The sequence below is a fragment of the Paenibacillus sp. J31P13 genome (assembly GCF_056269295.1).
Genome location: NZ_JBWDNR010000005.1, coordinates 335,122 through 353,603, shown reverse-complemented (window position 1 = coordinate 353,603; position 18,482 = coordinate 335,122). Strand labels below are relative to the sequence as shown.

Annotated in this window: 10 protein-coding genes; 3 read left to right on the top strand and 7 right to left on the bottom strand. The window is 45.8% G+C overall.

The genetic code is table 11. The annotated features are described in order from the left end of the window. Positions 1-55: 55 nt before the first annotated feature. Positions 56-388: a hypothetical protein gene (locus AC0YOD_RS18860; RefSeq protein ID WP_475800871.1), complete on the bottom strand. Its 333-nt coding sequence runs from the start codon at positions 386-388 to the stop codon at positions 56-58. A 141-nt stretch (positions 389-529) separates the two neighbouring features. Between AC0YOD_RS18860 and asnB the strand changes: the two genes are divergently transcribed. Then, complete coding sequence (gene asnB / locus AC0YOD_RS18855) at positions 530-2,374, top strand: asparagine synthase (glutamine-hydrolyzing) (protein WP_475800870.1); 1,845 nt, start codon at positions 530-532, stop codon at positions 2,372-2,374. A gap of 135 nt (positions 2,375-2,509) precedes the next feature. Here asnB and rdgB read toward each other — a convergent pair whose 3' ends face one another. From rdgB to AC0YOD_RS18840, 3 genes are all read right to left on the bottom strand, one after another. Continuing rightward, positions 2,510-3,172, bottom strand: a complete 663-nt coding sequence (rdgB, locus tag AC0YOD_RS18850; RefSeq protein ID WP_475800869.1) for an RdgB/HAM1 family non-canonical purine NTP pyrophosphatase — start codon at positions 3,170-3,172, stop codon at positions 2,510-2,512. 4 nt (positions 3,173-3,176) lie between these two features. Further along, positions 3,177-3,914 carry a ribonuclease PH gene (rph, locus tag AC0YOD_RS18845; protein ID WP_475800868.1) on the bottom strand — a complete coding sequence of 246 codons (738 nt, stop codon included), beginning with the start codon at positions 3,912-3,914 and terminating at the stop codon, positions 3,177-3,179. Positions 3,915-4,163: 249 nt separating this feature from the next. After that, entirely contained in the window at positions 4,164-5,219 is a 1,056-nt protein-coding gene (locus AC0YOD_RS18840) for a GerMN domain-containing protein (protein WP_475800867.1), read from the bottom strand. Positions 5,220-5,350: 131 nt separating this feature from the next. Between AC0YOD_RS18840 and AC0YOD_RS18835 the strand changes: the two genes are divergently transcribed. Beyond that, positions 5,351-5,890, top strand: coding sequence for a phosphatidylglycerophosphatase A family protein (locus tag AC0YOD_RS18835; protein WP_475800866.1), 540 nt, complete (start codon positions 5,351-5,353; stop codon positions 5,888-5,890). Positions 5,891-5,931: 41 nt separating this feature from the next. Next, complete coding sequence (locus tag AC0YOD_RS18830) at positions 5,932-6,612, top strand: TIGR00266 family protein (RefSeq protein WP_475800865.1); 681 nt, start codon at positions 5,932-5,934, stop codon at positions 6,610-6,612. 144 nt (positions 6,613-6,756) lie between these two features. On the opposite strand, the gene glpX is transcribed toward AC0YOD_RS18830, so the two are convergent. The 3 genes from glpX to AC0YOD_RS18815 form a co-directional block, all read right to left on the bottom strand. Continuing rightward, positions 6,757-7,728, bottom strand: a complete 972-nt coding sequence (glpX, locus tag AC0YOD_RS18825) for a class II fructose-bisphosphatase (RefSeq protein WP_475800864.1) — start codon at positions 7,726-7,728, stop codon at positions 6,757-6,759. Positions 7,729-8,005: 277 nt separating this feature from the next. Then, positions 8,006-16,573, bottom strand: coding sequence for a carbohydrate binding domain-containing protein (locus AC0YOD_RS18820; RefSeq protein WP_475800863.1), 8,568 nt, complete (start codon positions 16,571-16,573; stop codon positions 8,006-8,008). A gap of 163 nt (positions 16,574-16,736) precedes the next feature. Then, entirely contained in the window at positions 16,737-18,470 is a 1,734-nt protein-coding gene (locus tag AC0YOD_RS18815; RefSeq protein ID WP_475800862.1) for an extracellular solute-binding protein, read from the bottom strand. Positions 18,471-18,482: the final 12 nt, after the last annotated feature.

Below are 18,482 nucleotides of genomic sequence, written 5' to 3'. Positions count from 1 at the left end.
AAAGACTGTTCCTCCAAGGCCTCTTACACAGCCGGTAGAAACAGTCTTTTTTCTCCTAAAAAAGCTGCATGGATTCAATATGCGACTTCGTCGTATCTGTTCCCAAATCATAGAGACGCTTATAAATTCGCTGAATGAGCCCATCGTACCCAACGTTTATTTGCTCATCGCTTGCTGAGCCGAATGGACTTTGGGCGAAATGGAACATTTCTGCTTCATCCATGCTGGAAAGCTCATCAAACAGTTCTCGCAGCTTCTCATGTTCTTCCTCGTTCATTATAATTTCAAGCTCATATGCCGCCGCCTGCGGATCCTCCAATATCTGTCCTGCTTGAACCGAAACATAATAGTGCTTGCGTTCCTTGCTCTCAAACTCGTTATCCATCATTTCGTGCACACTCCTTCCCTTTATCTCATACTTTTGCAGTCCCGCTTAGCATCCCCCTTTGGACAGACATTTTATCCCTTTTTTCAGCATATAACGGATATTATCGCTACTTTGAGAACAGAAAAGAGAGGAATGAGATCAATGTGTGGAATTACCGGCTGGATCGATTGGAACCGTGATCTGACTAAGCAGAATGAAAGCTTAGAGAAGATGACCGAAACACTTGCACCGCGCGGTCCCGACGCTTCCGGCACATGGATATCGGCGCATTGCGCTTTGGGCCACCGACGTTTATCTGTTATTGATCCGGAAAACGGCGCACAGCCCATGATCCGACATACTGGCGATGATAAATACGTCGTTGTCTACAACGGTGAATTATATAATGCGCCTGAGCTTCGTAAGGAATTAGAGGGCAGAGGAAGAACATTCACAACGAATTGCGATACTGAAGTGCTGCTCGTCGCTTTTATGGAATGGGGCAAATCCTGTGTTGAGCGATTCAATGGCATATTTGCTTTTGCCATTTGGAATGTTGAGGAGCAGGAGCTCTTTCTAGCGCGTGATCGACTTGGAGTAAAGCCGCTATTTTATAGCACACAGGATGGCTTGTTTATATTTGGCTCAGAGCAAAAATGCATTTTGGCTCATCCGGCAGTTAAGCCTGAGGTTGGCGCAGAGGGTCTAGCAGAAATATTCATTCTCGGCCCTGCTCGTACGCCTGGACACGGTGTATACAAAGCGATCAGCGAGCTGCGGCCAGGGCGATGCATGATTGTGAACCACGCCGGGGTCAAGACGATCACGTATTGGAAGCTGGAGAGCAAGCAGCATGAGCAAAATGTAGAGGAAACAGCTGAACATGTAAAAGAGCTGCTCAAGGACACTGTTGAAAGACAGCTAGTTTCGGACGTGCCCGTATGCACACTTCTCTCTGGCGGTCTTGATTCCAGTGCGTTAACGACGCTTGCCGTCAATTATTACAACCAAAATGGGCAAGGAAATGTGCATACCTATTCCGTTGATTACACAGATAATGATAAACATTTTAAAGCACATGCTTTTCAGCCCAACAGCGATGCGCCTTGGATCGAAAGAATGACATCGCATCTAGGCACCGTTCATCATCCCATACAATTTGACACGCCTGAGCTGGTAGGGGCATTAAAAGCCGCCACCTTAGCTCGCGATCTCCCTGGAATGGCTGACGTCGATGCGTCCTTGCTGTTGTTCTGTCATGAGATTAAGAAGGACGCCACAGTCGCTTTATCTGGTGAAGCTGCCGATGAAATATTTGGCGGATATCCTTGGTTTCATCGTGAAGAAGCGCTTAATGCGAATACCTTTCCTTGGTCGCTTGCCTCTGCGATGCGCGCTGACTTATTAGCGCCTGACGTCGCTGCATGGATTAAACCGCTTGATTATATCGGTGATCGGTACTCGCAGGCCATAGGAGAGGTTCCTCATCTTGATGGAGAGACTGATTTGCTGCAGAAAATGCGTCAAATGTCTTATTTGAACATTACTCGCTTTATGCCGACGCTTCTAGATCGGAAGGATAGAATGAGTATGGCGGCAGGCTTGGAGGTGCGTGTACCTTTTTGCGATCATCGTTTAGTGGAATATGTATGGAATATACCTTGGGAAATTAAATCCTCCGGCGATCGTGAGAAAGGTATTTTACGCAAGGCGCTGCGCGGCGTACTGCCTGAAGATGTGCTTACCCGCAAAAAAAGTCCTTATCCAAAAACGCATAATCCTAATTATTTATCTGCTGTAAAAGGTCTGCTGCTGGACGTTCTAAACGATCCGACCTCTCCGCTTCTTTCCCTCATCAATGTGCAGAAGGTTCGAGAGCTCGCAGAGTCCGATTCAGCAAAATCAAATATTCCATGGTTCGGTCAGCTTATGTCCGGTCCTCAGCTGTTCGCTTACTTGTATCAGGTTAATTTATGGCTGAAGCAATATAAAGTCGTCATTGGTTAATTAAGGAGCTAACACCACAGGTCTGTATCAGAGCAAGTCTATCCACAAAATAAAACACCCCCGGCTACTGCATCGCTTCTGCTCGGCAGATTCGATGCGGACGGGGGTGTTTTATTAGTCATTAGCTCGGCAGAACTATACCTGCTGAAGTTGTGGAAGCAGGTTTCTTAGCGCATCTCCGCGATGACTAATCTCTTGCTTCTCATCTTTTGTCAGTTCAGCCATTCCTCTATTCAGAGCTGGCAGCCAGAAGAGCGGATCATATCCAAAACCGCCTGATCCATGTGCTCGGTCTGAAATATAGCCATCTACCCTGCCCTCGGCTTCCAGAAACTTGCCGCTGGCTGGATCATATAGAGCTAACGCACAAACAAACTGCGCCTTGCTAAGCAAGCGCGAACCGTCAGGAAGCTTCTCCAAGGCCGATTCAGCACCTTCACCAATAAGCTTGTCCAGCTGCTCCAGCAGCTTCGTATTGTTATCACTGTCCGTTGCGCCCTCCCCAGCGTACCGTGCGGAATACACACCAGGATCACCATTCAAGCGTTCAACACATAAACCAGAATCATCAGCCAGCACGGGAACGCCAAGCGCATCACCCGTCGTCTTGGCTTTAATTCGCGCATTAGCAGCGAATGTATCTCCATCCTCGATAATATCCGGAATCTCTGGATAATCAAGTAGGCTTTTCGTTGTTTTGCCTAGCTTTTGAAGCGCATGAGCAAATTCCTTTACCTTGCCCCCATTTTTGGTTGCGACAACGATAACGTCGCCTGTCAGAATAGGATGGTTGGTCATGCTGCTAACCTCCGATACGCGCCGCCAGCGGTCCAAGCACCTCGCGCTGCTTGCTGATCAGCTCATTAATTCCCGCTTCGCCAAGTGCCAGAAGCTGATTAAGCTCATCACGAGTGAAAGGAGCATCCTCGCCAGTACCCTGTACTTCAACGAATTTGCCGCTGCCAGTCATGACGACGTTCATATCAACCTTCGCTTTGGAATCCTCTTCGTAATTCAGATCAAGCAAAGCTCTTTCCTGAATAACGCCAACGCTTACCGAAGCTAGAAAATCTGTAATCGGATATCGAACAAATTGCACTTTCTCAGTCAGCTTATTAATTGCGATTGAAAGAGCGATGAACGCGCCTGTAATCGATGTTGTACGAGTCCCGCCATCAGCTTGAATAACGTCACAGTCAAGCGTAATCGTTCTCTCGCCAAGTGCCTGCAGATCAATAACAGAACGTAAAGCACGGCCGATTAAGCGTTGAATCTCCATCGTCCGGCCTGTCAATTTTCCTTTTGCCGCTTCGCGAATGTTACGGGTATGAGTAGCGCGGGGCAGCATGGAGTATTCTGCTGTGATCCAGCCTTTGCCTTGTCCCTTCATGAAGGGCGGAACACGTTCCTCAACGCTTGCCGTACAAATAACCTTCGTATCTCCAAATTCAATGAGGACCGAGCCCTCTGCATGTTTATTTACACCTGTTGTTATGGTTATCGGTCGAAGCTGGTTCGTTTCCCGGCCATCGTTTCTCATGCTTTTCCTCCTGAGTGTTCCTTTATTTATGCATTTATATTGGATTACAGCTCCCTTGAGCATCCTCAAGGAAAACCTCACAATCCTTCCTATCTTACCAAAGTAGGGAACGAATTGCATCTTCCAGGCTTTAAAAATACGAATTGCAGCTAAATGCTATTCTGCTCCACAAAGGAAAAAATATAAAAAAGGTTGTCTCAAAGGCGCTTGACCTTTAAGACAACCTCTTCTTATGACCAGCTTATCTCATTATGATTTGATTGCGTTAACGTAAGTAGGTCTGCCCACCGGCTCGCTGTAGGATTTATCAGCGTCATCCATTACGTTTGTTTCTCCGTTAAGCGAGATTTTCACTGTCGTAGCGCCCGTATTTTCAGTGATGGACAGAACGAGTGCTTGCAGCATTTCTGCTGGAACCTTCTGTCCTGTCTCATAAGCCTCATCCTTCAAATCAACCGAGACGACATCGCCTTCTTGGAGTACGTTACTGACTTCAACATCCGGCAGCATGACAGCTGTCAGCTCCTTTTTATTGAGCGGGCCGGAAATGAGCTGCTCAAGGGCAGCCTTTGCAGGAGCATCAGAGCGGGCAATAAGACGAGTTACCGGCACGTAATATTGCTCATCACTCGCAGTTTGAGCTGAGAAATAGAGCGTAACAGGAGTAGATTGCGAATAGTTGACTCCATCTGCAGCTTCTATGTTGATGCCTACTGCTGCTCTTGTCAGTTTGTTATCAAGCGGGAAAGCATCCTGAGGCATTTCTGTAAGCTTGGTACCTTCATGCCAAATCTCTACCCCTTGAATGCCTGGAATTGCCGTTAAAGTCCATGTGATAGCTTCGACGATCTTCCGCTCGTCCGATGCATTATAATCGGTGAATGATTCTGAGAAGTCAACAATTGCAAGCTTTTGTTCACTGTCGTATTTATACGATTTGATTTGAGTGCCTTGCGGAATGAGAGCACGGAAATCCTTTGGAAGCTGACTCGCATACGTTCCGTTTTCCACCATCATCTCTAATGCTTTTTGACCAGCGACTTCGTTTGCTGCCAGCGTTGTTTGAATAGAGATAGGCGCCAAATAACCGTTGTAGTCTTCAAGATAAACAGTCATTTTTGAATCCAAGCCTTGCTTGCCAGCCTGTCCAGTCTTAGGGTCGGTTACTCCATCCTTAATCTCTACTTGAGGCGGATCGATCGACTTGGAAGACTCCTTCGAAAATAGGCCGCAGCCCGCTGTCATAATTGGAATAACTAAAACACCACTAAGTACTGCACCCCTAATCCATCTTTTTTGAATCATATTGACCTTTCCTCCCTAATCAAGTTTTGCCTGACGGCTTTGTACAACTCCTTATTTGTAGTACTATGTATACGAGCCCTAACCTGTTTTAGACCAGTTTTGTCCAGAAATTCATAAAGGGGATAAAAAACATGTCCAATCCAGAAATTTACAGCCTGAATAGCCGTAAAGTAGCTGATGCCACTGATGAATGGCTTAAGAAACGCGGAGTAACAAGAGCCGCGATTGCTGATCTCACACATTTTTTGCAAAAAGACTATTTCCCCGGGTTAACGCCAGAGGACTGCTTGCCGCATGTTGATGCGGTACTATCCAAGCGTGAGGTGCAGAATGCTGTATTAACCGGTATTCAGCTCGATATTCTTGCGGAAGAGGGTAAGCTTATGGCTCCCCTGCAGGATATGATCAAGCATGATGAAAGTCTTTACGGCTGTGATGAAATTTTGGCGCTATCCATCGTAAATGTTTATGGCAGCATCGGATTTACTAACTTTGGTTATATCGATAAGCTGAAACCAGGCATATTGGTAAGGCTGAATGACAAAAAAAGCGGTGAAGTACATACTTTCCTAGATGACATCGTAGGTGCTATTGCCGCATCGGCAGCTAGTCGAATTGCACACCGGAAACAAGCTGAACGTGAGGGCGTTACGCAGCCCCCGCTCGATTAAAGAAAGCTTTTGCTTAACCTTAAACTTTAGGAGGACATGCCATGAACTATGAAATTTTTTATAAAGGCGCGTTTGCAATGCTTAAAGTAAATCTCAATCCCGGAGAGACCATTAAGGGAGAAAGTGGCGCGATGGTGTCCATGTCTCCTAACATTGATCTTAAAGGAACTGCAGATGGTGGAATCATGCGCGGACTAGGCAGAATGCTCAGCGGGGAAACGTTTTTTTTCCAAGAGCTGACCGCTACTCGGGGGCAAGGGGAAGTTCTCCTTGCTCCACCCTCTCTAGGAGACATAGAGGCTGTAGAGCTTGACGGCTCTTTTAAGCTTTATGTACAAAAGGATGGATTCCTAGCTGGTACAAGCGGTATAGAAGTGAATACGAAGATGCAAAATCTCGGTAGAGGCTTATTGTCTGGCGAAGGCTTCTTTATCGTAGAAATAAGTGGACGAGGCACCGTTTTTCTTTCCTCTTATGGCGCGATTCACGCTATTAATCTTGGGGCTGGCGAAGAGGTTATCGTTGATAACGGTCACTTGGTGGCTTGGCCGGGCTATATGAATTATACGATTGAAAAAGCTTCTAAGGGCTGGTTGTCCAGCATCACAAGCGGAGAAGGCTTAGTCTGCAGATTCCGCGGAGAAGGCGTTGTTCTAGTACAATCTCGAAATCCAAAAAGCTTTGCAACCTGGTTGAAAAAGTTCATCCCTGGCGGCAGCTAGCTGCCAAGTGATTTGAGATGAATGTGATCGCTTTTCGGACTCATATAACGTTAACACACATTTTCAATCCATTGTACGTGTAAAAATAATGGGGCTGCTTCCTTATCGGTCTTTACGACCTTTAAGCGCAGCCCCATTTTCTTCTTAGTTGTTACTATTCAGAAACGTCTTATTCGGTAAATAGTGAAGAGCACGGACGAAACGAACGGTCTTGGTCTTTGCCCTCATGACAATGGAGTGAGTCTCAGCCCTCTGATCTGGGAAGTATTGCACCCCGCCCAAAAACTCTCCTGGTGTTACTCCTGTTGCTGCGAAATAAACATCGCCTGTACCGATCATATCTTCCATTGTAAGCACCCGGTAAGGATCTTCAATTCCCATTCCCACACAACGGTTGTATTCATTGCCATCGGCTGGCATTAAGCGCGCCTGCAGCTCTCCGCCTAAGCACTTTAAAGCTGCTGCAGCTATAACGCCCTCCGGCGCTCCGCCAGAGCCTACATAGAGATCAATGCCAGCCTCTGGGAATGCCGGTGCCATCGCCCCTGCAACATCACCATCCGACAAAAACTTTATACGGACGCCTACTTTGCGCAGCACTTTAACAATGGCTTCATGACGCGTCCGGTCCAATATCATAACCGTTAAATCTGATACATTCTTATTTAAAGCATCCGCTGCTTTTCGAAGGGTAACATCCATAGGGTCAGTAATGGAGAGCTTGCCAACAAGCGCGGGACCGAAAGCCAGCTTCTCCATATACATATCGGGTGCATGCAGGAGTTGTCCTTTGCCAGCGACTGCTAGAACTGACATCGCATTATTTAATCCTTTTGCTACAATTTCCGTTCCCTCAAGCGGATCAACCGCAACATCAACTTCAGGACCATTCAGGCTGCCAACTTCCTCACCAATGTACAGCATTGGAGCCTCATCCATTTCCCCTTCACCAATGACGACTGTTCCTCGGATTGATACGGAATCAAACATCGAACGCATGGCCGACGTTGCTGCTCCATCCGCACTATTTTTATCGCCTCTCCCCATCCAAGGAGCGGATGCGAGTGCCGCTAGCTCCGTTACACGCACAAGCTCTAATGCCAATTCTCTCTCCATTATTCAGTCTCCCTATAAACTCTTATTACGGAATAGTTGATTAGCGTACATCGTTGAGGTCATTTCCGTTATTTAATATGTATCATATATTTATATATGTCGCAATATATAATTGTCGTTTTTCATTAATTCATCATTAATCAACTCATTCAATCATCATATTGGATGTTTTGATCATTTATATGCAATAGAACGTCAAAGAGCGCTCCGCACAGGATAGGACCCGTTATGGAACGCTCATAGGATTCGTTATAGAAAAATGTGTACGCTATTGCGTTTATTCATAAATCTCAATTTCAAATAACGACGGTCCGTAAGGCGGAAGGCCTTTTTCGGTAACTAAAATACGCACGTATCTAGCAGAGGCACTGCTATCCAATATGATTTTTTCTTCCAGCTTGCCCCCCACCGTCAATTCTCTATTCAGAGCATGCACCGTCTTCCAATCTTCACTTGCATCTGAGAGATCACTGTCCGCTCCCGCCACTTGGATGTCAACTGCTTTTCCATAGGCGGTTTCCCACGTCAAAACAAGTCTGCTAATAGATTTGACACCAGTCAAATCTATGTACACCCATTCTGCTAAGTATGGAGACGTATTATTAATCGTCCAATTCGCAGACCATCTAGTATCCTTATTGCCATCAGTCAACAAGCTAGATGTAAAAACCCCGTCGAAACTTGATGCAAAAGCATTCTTATTCAGCGCCAAATTTAGCGTTTCCGGCTCTGGATGCGGGTTCGGATCAGGTCCTGATCCGGGGTCCGTGCCACCTCCGCCACCGCTGACCCATGTGCCGTAAGCCTCAAACTCCCATAAGGAATAACCGTAATTCGTACCTCTTCCTGTTCCATACATCCGAATATGTCTAGCCTCTTCCCCATTCAAATTAATACTGTCGATTCCACCGTTTCCGGCAGTTTCCGTGAACACATCCGTCCAATCATTGTCTCCTGGCAGCTCGACAGAAGATATCTGCAGCTTATAGGCTTTACCGAAGGCTCCCTCCCAATTGAGAACGACATGCTCCAGCTTATAAATGCCTCCTAAGTCAATGGCAATCCATTGCGGATCAGCTGCTGCCGACTCCCATCTTGTGCCGTTTACCCCATCAACCGCATTTGCCGCAGGTTGTGAGCCCGTTGAAGCCGTTGCTGTCTTATGAAGCGCAACATTCGCAGCAGCCGTCTTCACCTGCTGCTGTACTTGGCTAATCCCATAGCCAGTTGATGTGATCGCAATCGCATACGTTTTAATAGACGTAAATAAAGCCGCATCCAGCTTGATTTTACCCGCTTCTACCGTATAGCTGCTGTTAGGGATGGCTACGCCGTCAATGGTAAGCCCAGTGATAGCGTTACGCCATGTAGGCTGATCGGCAAAGGTCAGCTCAATCAGCTGCCCGATTTTATTTTCTGTCGTATCTGCCGTTAGCGCTGGCGGAGCCGCTACTTCACGAATGGAAACATTGTCGATAAAGATCGTATGCTCACCGTCTGGTGTGACAAATGCGCCATTCACAACATTGCCAAGTAAAAACTTCAATGTCAGATTAGCGTTGCTTGTCGGAAACAAGCTGCTCTTATAACTGGCTTCTGAATTTCCTGTAACATTAAAATGCACCGTTGACGTATTGTTGTAGCCCGTAAGCTCCACTGCAATGGGACGATCAACGGTAGACCATGCATTGAAGCTAAGCTCATAGGCTTTACCTGCTTCCAGCTTTATGCCGCTTTGATTTAATTGCGTGGACCAGCCGACAGGAACATTCCATTGCGGGTGCATGCCGCCGTTATAATAAATATCAATGCGAGCAACTCCGTCTTTTGCCTCGTATTTCGAATCACCGCCATCGCCAAACCAATGCTCCCAGCTAGCAGAACCATTCGTCATTCCGCCGTTCAACACAAGATTACCATCAGCAGAGAACATCAATTGTTTAACGCTTGCATTCCCAAAACCTGATGCCAGTACTTGTATCGCAAAGAGCTGATCACTTGTAAATACACTCTCATCAATAATAATGCCGCCTGCTTGAACGGAGTACTGTTCAACCGTCAATGACGCACCATTAACAGTGACCGTATGAATAGCTCTTCTCCAAGCTTCATTGTCTACGAACTGAATGTGGACGTCCTGACCTACAACATTTTGCGACGAATCCGGTATTAAGGTAGGCGGCCGCAGCACCGGTGCATCCTTCACCTCCAGCACGACATTATCGATGAAAATATCATGCGGGCTAGACACGCTTTTTACGGTTTTGCCCAGCAAAAATTTGAGTGCCAGACTATCATCAGCCGTCATTTTGAACGTAAATGCAAAATGCTGCATCGTTGATTCCAGCATCAAAGATCCCGAATAAAAACGTCTAGCATAAGTGGCATTTTCAAGAGCAACCTCAATATCGCGTGCTACCGTTGAACGGGCGTCAAAGGAAAGCTCATAAGTCATCCCTTTCGTTAAGTTCAGGGAAGACTGATTAAACATCACATTCCAGGCTTCGCCACCTGCATTCGTTACCGCTATTTTGGCGGCGCCATCCGTTTCAGTGAAGACTGCTGCTCCTCCCTGTGTGAAGGGCTCCCAGCCGTTTAGGCCATAAGAGAAGTCGCCATTTTTGAGCGGAAATAAATCGACACCTGTGAAATCTACATTCAGATTCGTCGTGCGAATAAGCTTGATATTATCCATTTGCACAGCCGCTTTATTTCCACCCAGCAGAATTTCTAGCTGCGCCTCCACATCCGTCACATTTTCCGGCATCGTAAAGGAAATTTTATAAGACTCTTCAGCTGTTGTTAAATTGATTGCATGCGGTCCTGAATATCTCGTTGAACCATCCTTACTAATGAGTTGTATCATTATCATACGGGCTGCCGACGCCTTCGCATCAAATGTCAGCTCATAGGAATCTCTTTGCAGCAGGTTGATCCCCTTCTGAATTAATCGTATCGACGCCTCGTTTGCTCCCCCATTTGAAATGACAGCATTTAGCTTTCTCGTCAGTGGATCAACGCTAATTTCAGCCCCAGCTGTATCCTGCACATCCGTATTCCAATAAAGCAGCCGATCCATCGTGCCGAGATCAAATCCGCCGTTAAAAATGTGATTACCATTATCGAGCGGTACTTTGGCAGCGTTCGGTTCATGTAGCTCCTCAATTTCTTCTAAGTGAACATTTCCGATCCACACATCATTTAGATTTTGACCAAGATTGAACTCTACTCTTGCAAGAGGATTGGTGTCAGCAGTCATCAGAAACCGATACTCATAATGGCCGACATCCTCCTTCAAGGAAGCCTCAAAGTTGTCGGAATAAATGCCCCAGCCGCTATTTGCGTCGCCGCCAAACTTAATACTCATGCTGCGCGGAGCAGATGCTTTTGCATCAAAGCTGATTTTATAAGCCTGCCCCTTCACAAGCGTCACATATTGAATAAGCTGCAGAGAATACGGCACATTGCCACCATTGGAAATATCAATTTTGGCATATGGCGCTCCATCACTTGTAACAACAGATACCTCACCTGCTCCGCCAAACTCAGCGCCGTGAACAAAGTTCCAATAGCTTAGATCGAGCACATTGTTGCTGGCAGTAATGTTCTTCACACCTTGCGAGTAGGAAGGGTCATAGATGAAATTACCGTTCACCGCCGCCTTACCGCCTTCTGGGAACATATCCTTCACGAGCGTTGGCTCGATAGGCAGCTTATATGGTCTGCCTGTCAGCTCATATGCGCGGACATAGTCGACTTCCATCTCTGCTGAGAGCATAGAAGCGTCAGGTTTGATGCCGCCATCGTAATTGCCGCCAACCGCTAAATTAAGAATGATGTAAAATTCCTTATCAAAAGGAGCAGGAAAGGCATATTTATCGGGTTGATCCGCTCCCCAGCTATGCCAATCCGTTAACGTCTGGAACAAATTCCCGTCAACATACCAGCGCATCTCACCAGGTTCCCATTCAACGGAGTAGGTGTGAAAGCCTGTAATATCTTCACCCTCAGGAAAATGATACTGTGAGCCTGTTATCTTGTTATTGGGAGCATTTTTCCCGTAATGAATCGTACCGTCAATCTCATTCAATACACGACCGCGAGCTTCCATAATATCGATTTCGCCCGAGGATGCCCAGCCGCCGTACTCGCTGTCCTTTGGCATCATCCAGAACGCCGGCCATAATCCATTGCCAGCAGGCAACTTTATCCTTGCCTCGAATTTCCCAAATGCTTTGCTGAAGGTTGGACTGGTCCAAAGTCGACCCGATGTATAATCCTTCCCGCCAAATGCGTCTTTCTTCGCTTCAATAACGAGTTTGCCGTTTTCAACCTTAATATTGTCTTTTTTATAATATTGCAGTTCGTTATTTCCCCAGTTGGCTACGCCATATTCACTGCCATTGCCAAGCTGATAGGCCCATTTATCAAGATTAACCCCATTTGTATCCAGATTCCCTCCGCTCTCATCAAATTCATCGGACCATACCAAACTCCACATGATTTCCGACTCCATATCTTGGGTAACTTGAGCGTTCTCATAACCTGTTGATTTAATGACAATGTTGTAGCGTTTGGCCGTTATAAATAAAGACTTATCAATTGTGAGCTTTCCTGAACCAAGGAGATAAGTATCCTCTGAAAGCTTTATCCCATCCACGAGCACAGCCGTTATCGCATTCCTCCATGCTTCATTTTCGGCGAACGCAATGTCGATGTCTTGGCCGATTGCATTGTCAGACGCATCTGGAGACAATACTGGAGGCATAGGAAGTGTTATGTTATTTTTGCTGCTAGCCTTCTCACCGCTCGCTTCCTTCGCTCCCTTAAGTTCCAAGCGAACATTATCAATGAATATGTCATGCGCTGTAGTCGGTGTACCCGTTTGTTTCCCCAAGAGCATTTTAAAGGTTGCTTCATCGTCCTTATCCATCGTAAATTCGAAGCTGTATGTTTGCGTTACATCATCAAGCTGCACACCTTCATTTAAGAAACGGAAATAGCTGCTATTCTCGACAATAGCCTCTATTCTTCGCGGTGTACTCGCTCTTGCTGTAAAGGATGCGATATACGTCTTGCCCTTCTTCAGAGCAAATGAGCCCTGCTGCAAAACAATATCCCAAGGGTTCACGCCCGTATTGGCGATAGCCGCTTTTAAAGCACCGTTATCCTCTGTAAACGCTGCGCTTGATGGTCCATCATAAACACCTTGAACGTGGGTGCTCCAATTCCCCATCTCATTATCAAAGTAACCATTTTTCAGCAGGAATGCTTTACTGCGCGCATCCTTAAGCTCTACACGAATATTATCAACATAAATATCATGCGCGCCCAGTGCAGCTGCTCCATCCAACTTGCCAAGCAGCAGCTTAAATGAAGCTGTACTATCATTCTGAATTGGCAGCTCGTAGCTGAACGTTTGCATGGTTGTCGTCAGCTGTACCTTCTCTGATAAATAACGGTTGTTATTCGCATCGATAACGATTTCCATATCCCGATTTTTGGATGAGCGTATGTCCAGTGAAACCGTGTAGGTATTTCCTTTGAATAGTTCAAAATCGGTTTGCATCAGCATGACGTCCCATGGATTATTGCCTTCATTAGCTATTGCCAGCTTCAGCTCATCATCCTGCACCATAAACTCAGCGCTTGAGCCCCAGCCGTCATAGCGCCCCTGCACATGCTCGCTCCAGCTTGTTTTCCCATTCGAGAAATCGCCGTTTTTCACTGGGAATTGATTAGCAAGCGCTAATTCGCCCATATTATTATTCGTTAAGCGAACCATCCGAATGTCATCCAAATACACATCTGTCTGCTGGCCGCCTAGCTTAAATACAAGCTGACCATTCACATCAGTAGGCTTCTCCATATTAAATAATAGCGTATACTCCTTCATCTCTGAGGTAAGGGCAATCGTTTCTGTATCAGAATAGGCCGCTCCATCCAGCTTTTGAACGCCAATTCCAATCCTTGCTGAGGATGCTGCTCTAGCTTTGAATGTCACCTTATACTCATTGCCTTCAATGAGGTTCATGCCATATTGCGATAGCTTAACTGCTTCTAGCTGACCACCGACATTATTAATAGAAACTTTGAGCTCTCGTTTCGTTTCATCTACTGAGGCAGTTGCGCTGCTGCCATCTAAATTCCAATAAGTCATTCGGTCTATACGACCGATATCGAACGTGCCGTTATAGACATGATTGCCGTTAAGCGGTTCCTTTGGATCATTATCATGTAATGAATCTGGCGCTTTGGTTTCTTCCACTCTTACATTTCCAAGCCAGATTGGATTGGTGCTAAGCCCGAGGTTGAACTCCAGCCTAGCGAGCGTATCCGTCTCCATTCCCATTTGGAATACCATTTCATAGGATTGAAGTGTATTTGAAAGTTTTGACTCTAATATATCTGAATAAGTGGTCCAACCGCGATTTTCTCCGCCGCCGAACTTGACCGTCATGTTTCGATTGGCATTTGATTTGGCGTCAAAAGTGAGCTTATACCATCTTCCTTTGCCGAGCGTCACATTCTGTATCAGTTGAACCGCATGTACGGCATTACCGCCTGCTGTAATATCTGCTTTTGCAAATTTCATTCCGTTTAAGGGTTCAACAGAAATATTTCCATTTCCTTGGAATGTACTTACATGAACAAAATTCCAATATTTTGTATCCAGCACTTGGTCAGGCTCTGCAATCGTTGTAAACAGCTCATTGTAGCCCATATCATGAACGAAGTTGCCATCAATTGGCGCCTTATAGGAATCAGGGTACGGCTCTGAATCAATAGTTGGCTCTGTCGGCGTTCTATAAGGCCTGCTCTCAAGATCATAAACACGAACGTAATCCACTTCCATTTTCACAGGCAGAATGTTTGGATCTGGTTTCCGTCCTCCGTCAAAATTACCGCCTACTGCTAAATTCAGTATCATATAAAACGGCTTATCGAAAGGAGCAGGGAAGGCATATTTAGCTGGTTGATCAGCTCCCCAGCTATCCCAATTATTTAGCTTTTGATAGAGTATGCCATCCACATACCAGCGAATTTCACCTGGCTCCCACTCAACGCCATACGTATGAAAATCCGTAATATCCGTTCCTTCTTCAAATTGATAGGAATCACCTGTCGATTTATTATTCGGCCAATTTCTGCCGTAATGTATCGTTCCGCCAACCTCTTTCGGCAAGCGGCCGCGCGCCTCCATAATATCAAGCTCTCCAGATGCCGCCCATACACCGTACTCACTATCCTTCGGCATCATCCAGAATGCAGGCCATATACCGTCGCCAACAGGCAAACTCATCCTTGCTTCGAACTTACCGTAAGTCTTGTCAAAGGTTGGTTCCGTATACAGCCTTCCTGATGTGTAGGACTTGCCTCCAAAACCATCATCTTTAGCTGTAATCGTTAATTTTCCGTTTGCAACGGAAATATTTTCAGCGCGGTAATATTGCTCCTCGTTATTTCCCCAGCCCTCCAGTCCATATTGTGAACCTGTACCCAACTGATAAGCCCACTTATCTAGATTGACTCCGTTAAAGTCAATATTATCGCCGCTTCCGTCAAACTCGTCATTCCATATTAGCTTCCATTTGTCCTCAGGCTGCTCTGGCCCATTCGTTGGCTCCGGAGTTGGTGTTGGTGTTGGTGTTGGTGTTGGTGTTGGTGTCGGTGTCGGTGTTGAATCTGGCGTCGATATCGGAGTTGAACCACCGCCTTGACCTGAGGATGAAGACTGTCCATTCGTCACAATACCGTGTTGAACAGAGGCAGTGGCACCCATTCCTAATTTGAACTCATTTAAAAGCGTATCAGAGCCTTTATTTTCGATTTGCCGTACGGTTCCTTTTACATTAAGCTTTGTCCCTGTTGCACCTGCCTCCACCTCTACCAAATCAACATTAGCATCCCCCTCAATATCGAGATCAGCTCCTGTTTCAATTGTTACCCCCTTCGTTTCTGTTTTTCCTGAAAATACGACGCGTACCTTGCCGAAAGCTTTATTTACCACAACCTTGTTAAGCTTCGTATTATGGAGATGGATGCTGTTCACGCCGCCTCCATTGATGTACACCGTTCCTTTTACATCCCCATCTGTTAAATAAACATCTCCTTCACCGATTCCCTGCGTTAGGAACAAATCTCCAGCGATAACGATGTCTTTCATTTTGACATCCGCCGTATTGACGACTACATTTCCGCCAATGTTCCATTTATCGTAGTTGCCCGCTGTATTCACTACCTCAGCTGCTAAGCGATCTAACAAAGCAATAGCTTCGGCACGTGTAATCGGGTTACGAGGTCTTAACGTTCCATCGGGATATCCGTTTATGTAATGGCCAGCCAACAACTGCTCAAGCGGCACCTTCGCAAAATCTTGTACCTTGTCATAATCCTTAAAGCTCGACAGTTCATTTTGGTCTGCGGATCGAAGCTTGAACAGCTCCGCTGTCATTTTCGCAGCTTCGCCTCTCGTAATCGGCGTATTGGGCTTAAACGTTCCATCAGGATAACCCGAAATAATACCAGATTCCTTCACTGCCGAAATATCCTTGCTGTACCATGCACCAGATGATACATCCGAAAATGACTGGTCCGTTTTCGCATCGAACTGAAAAACTGCATTAATCAGCTTCGTAAATTCAGCTCGCGTTACTTGACGATCTGGTGCTATGCTGCCATCTGGATAGCCTCCCAGCATGCCCTTTTCAATCCACTTTCGCAGTGTTTTCTCCCCCCAATGGGTCGAAGTATCTTCTGCACTTGCCGCCTCTGCGCTGACAACTGATAAGCTGCTTGTCAGCATCATGAAGACTAAAACCATGGAGATCAATCGTTTATTCATCCTCTTCAACTTCCTTTCTGAATGAGTATCCATATTGGTAACGCTTTCTTTAAGGTTAAAAAAATAGCCTGCCCCTTACAGCTCAATACTACAACTGCAACGCGACAGGCTATTAATTAGGTCATTTTTGCTATGACCTTCTTTGGATCACTTCTGATAATCATTATTTTACGCTGTTATACCAATCATTAACTTCCTTCGTAATTTGCTCGCCGCCCGACTTCTTCCAGTTCGTAACCATCGTGTCGAAGGATTCTACTGGTTGTTGTCCGTAAACGATTTTGTTAAATGTTTCGTTTAGCAGCTTGTTAAGAAGCTCATTTTTACTTTGCATCGTTTCAGTCAAAGGACCCATGTAGTAGTTTTTCATGCGAATTGAATTTTGGTCCATAACAACCTTCATCGCATCCGTATTTTCTTTAAGTCGTGTATTGAACTCTTGCTTCTCATATGGTGTAACCGGAGCTGCGCCGCCAGCAAGCTTAACATGTGTTTCAGCATACAAGGTCGGAATACGTGCGCCTTCATAAGTAAGCGTGTAGTATAGCGGCGGTGCTGTTTGATCCTTCAAGCCTGGGAAAAGATCTGGGTATTTAGCAATATCTGCTGTAATCGATCCATCTGGAAGTGTTGCGTAATCATAGCCTTCCGCGAAGCCCTTCTCAAATTCACTGCCAGGTTGCGGGTTAGCCATATTGTCGAAGAACCAGTTATAGTAGTGCAAAATAGCTTCTGGGTTTTTTGCTTTTTTGTTTACGAATACATAACCGTTTGCTGGCGGGTTGCCGCCTGCTGAACCGATTTTGCCATCAGGACCTGCAGGAATCGGATAAGCTTTATATTTTGCAGTAGGTACATTGTTCAGAAGGTCTGGGAAAGGCCATGCTGGAAGCCAGTTAGGACCAAACATAATGCCTGCCTCACCTTTTGTGAACAGCTCTGAGCCTGTTGATTCGTCAAGTAAAGCGGAGTCTTGTGAAATGTAACCTTTGTCCAGCCATTCTTTTAATTTTGAGAGCGCATCTTTTGCAGCTGGATTAATTGAACCATGCTCCAATGTACCTTCTGAAGTCAGATTCCATTGACCAGGCATTGTCCCGTGAGCACCGAATACGAAGCCGATGTCCGTCATCCAGTTAGCAAATCCATTTTTGAAGCCCGTTGCAAGACCAATTGTGTTCGCCTTATTGTCACCGTCTGGATCATTTTTAACGAATGCCTCCATAACCGCTTCCATCTCAGCAAGTGTCGTTGGCGCTTTCAAGTTAAGCTTTTGCAGCCAATCCTCACGAACCCACATCACGTGATCCGCATTGTAAGCGTAATCTAGAATCGGCAATGCCATTTTTTCGCCGTTGCGGCTAATTGGCAGCCATATTGTTGGATCTAGATCCAAGCCTGCTTTGTAAGTATCATTTGCATATTTGTCTACTAGATCGCCAATCGGCATAAATTGCCCGGAGTCGATCAGCATATTAACCGTTTCCATATCTCCGCGGTATGTTACAACATCAGGCATATCCTCGCCGGATGACAACATCAAGCGCAGCTTTGTTTTGTAAGCGTCATTTGTGTTCGTTACAACCCAATTGTATTTAATATCGATGCCGAGTCTTTCTTTGATCAAACGAGTGTGAACATTATCTTCAATGGATTCGCCTTCTTTGAAGATCGATCCGTTTTGGTTAAGTCCCCAAACCGTTGTTAATGTAATAGGTGTTGTATACTTCCCATTCTCGAAGCCATCCTTGCTCCCTTCTTCAACCTTAGCAGGCTCATTGCTCGCTTTGTTTGTTGCTGCAGGACTGCCTGTTTCTTTGTTGCCATTGTTTCCAGAGCATGCTGCGATTGTGAGCATAAATGATATTACCATTAAGATTGAAAGCCACTTTTTCATGCTTTTACCCCC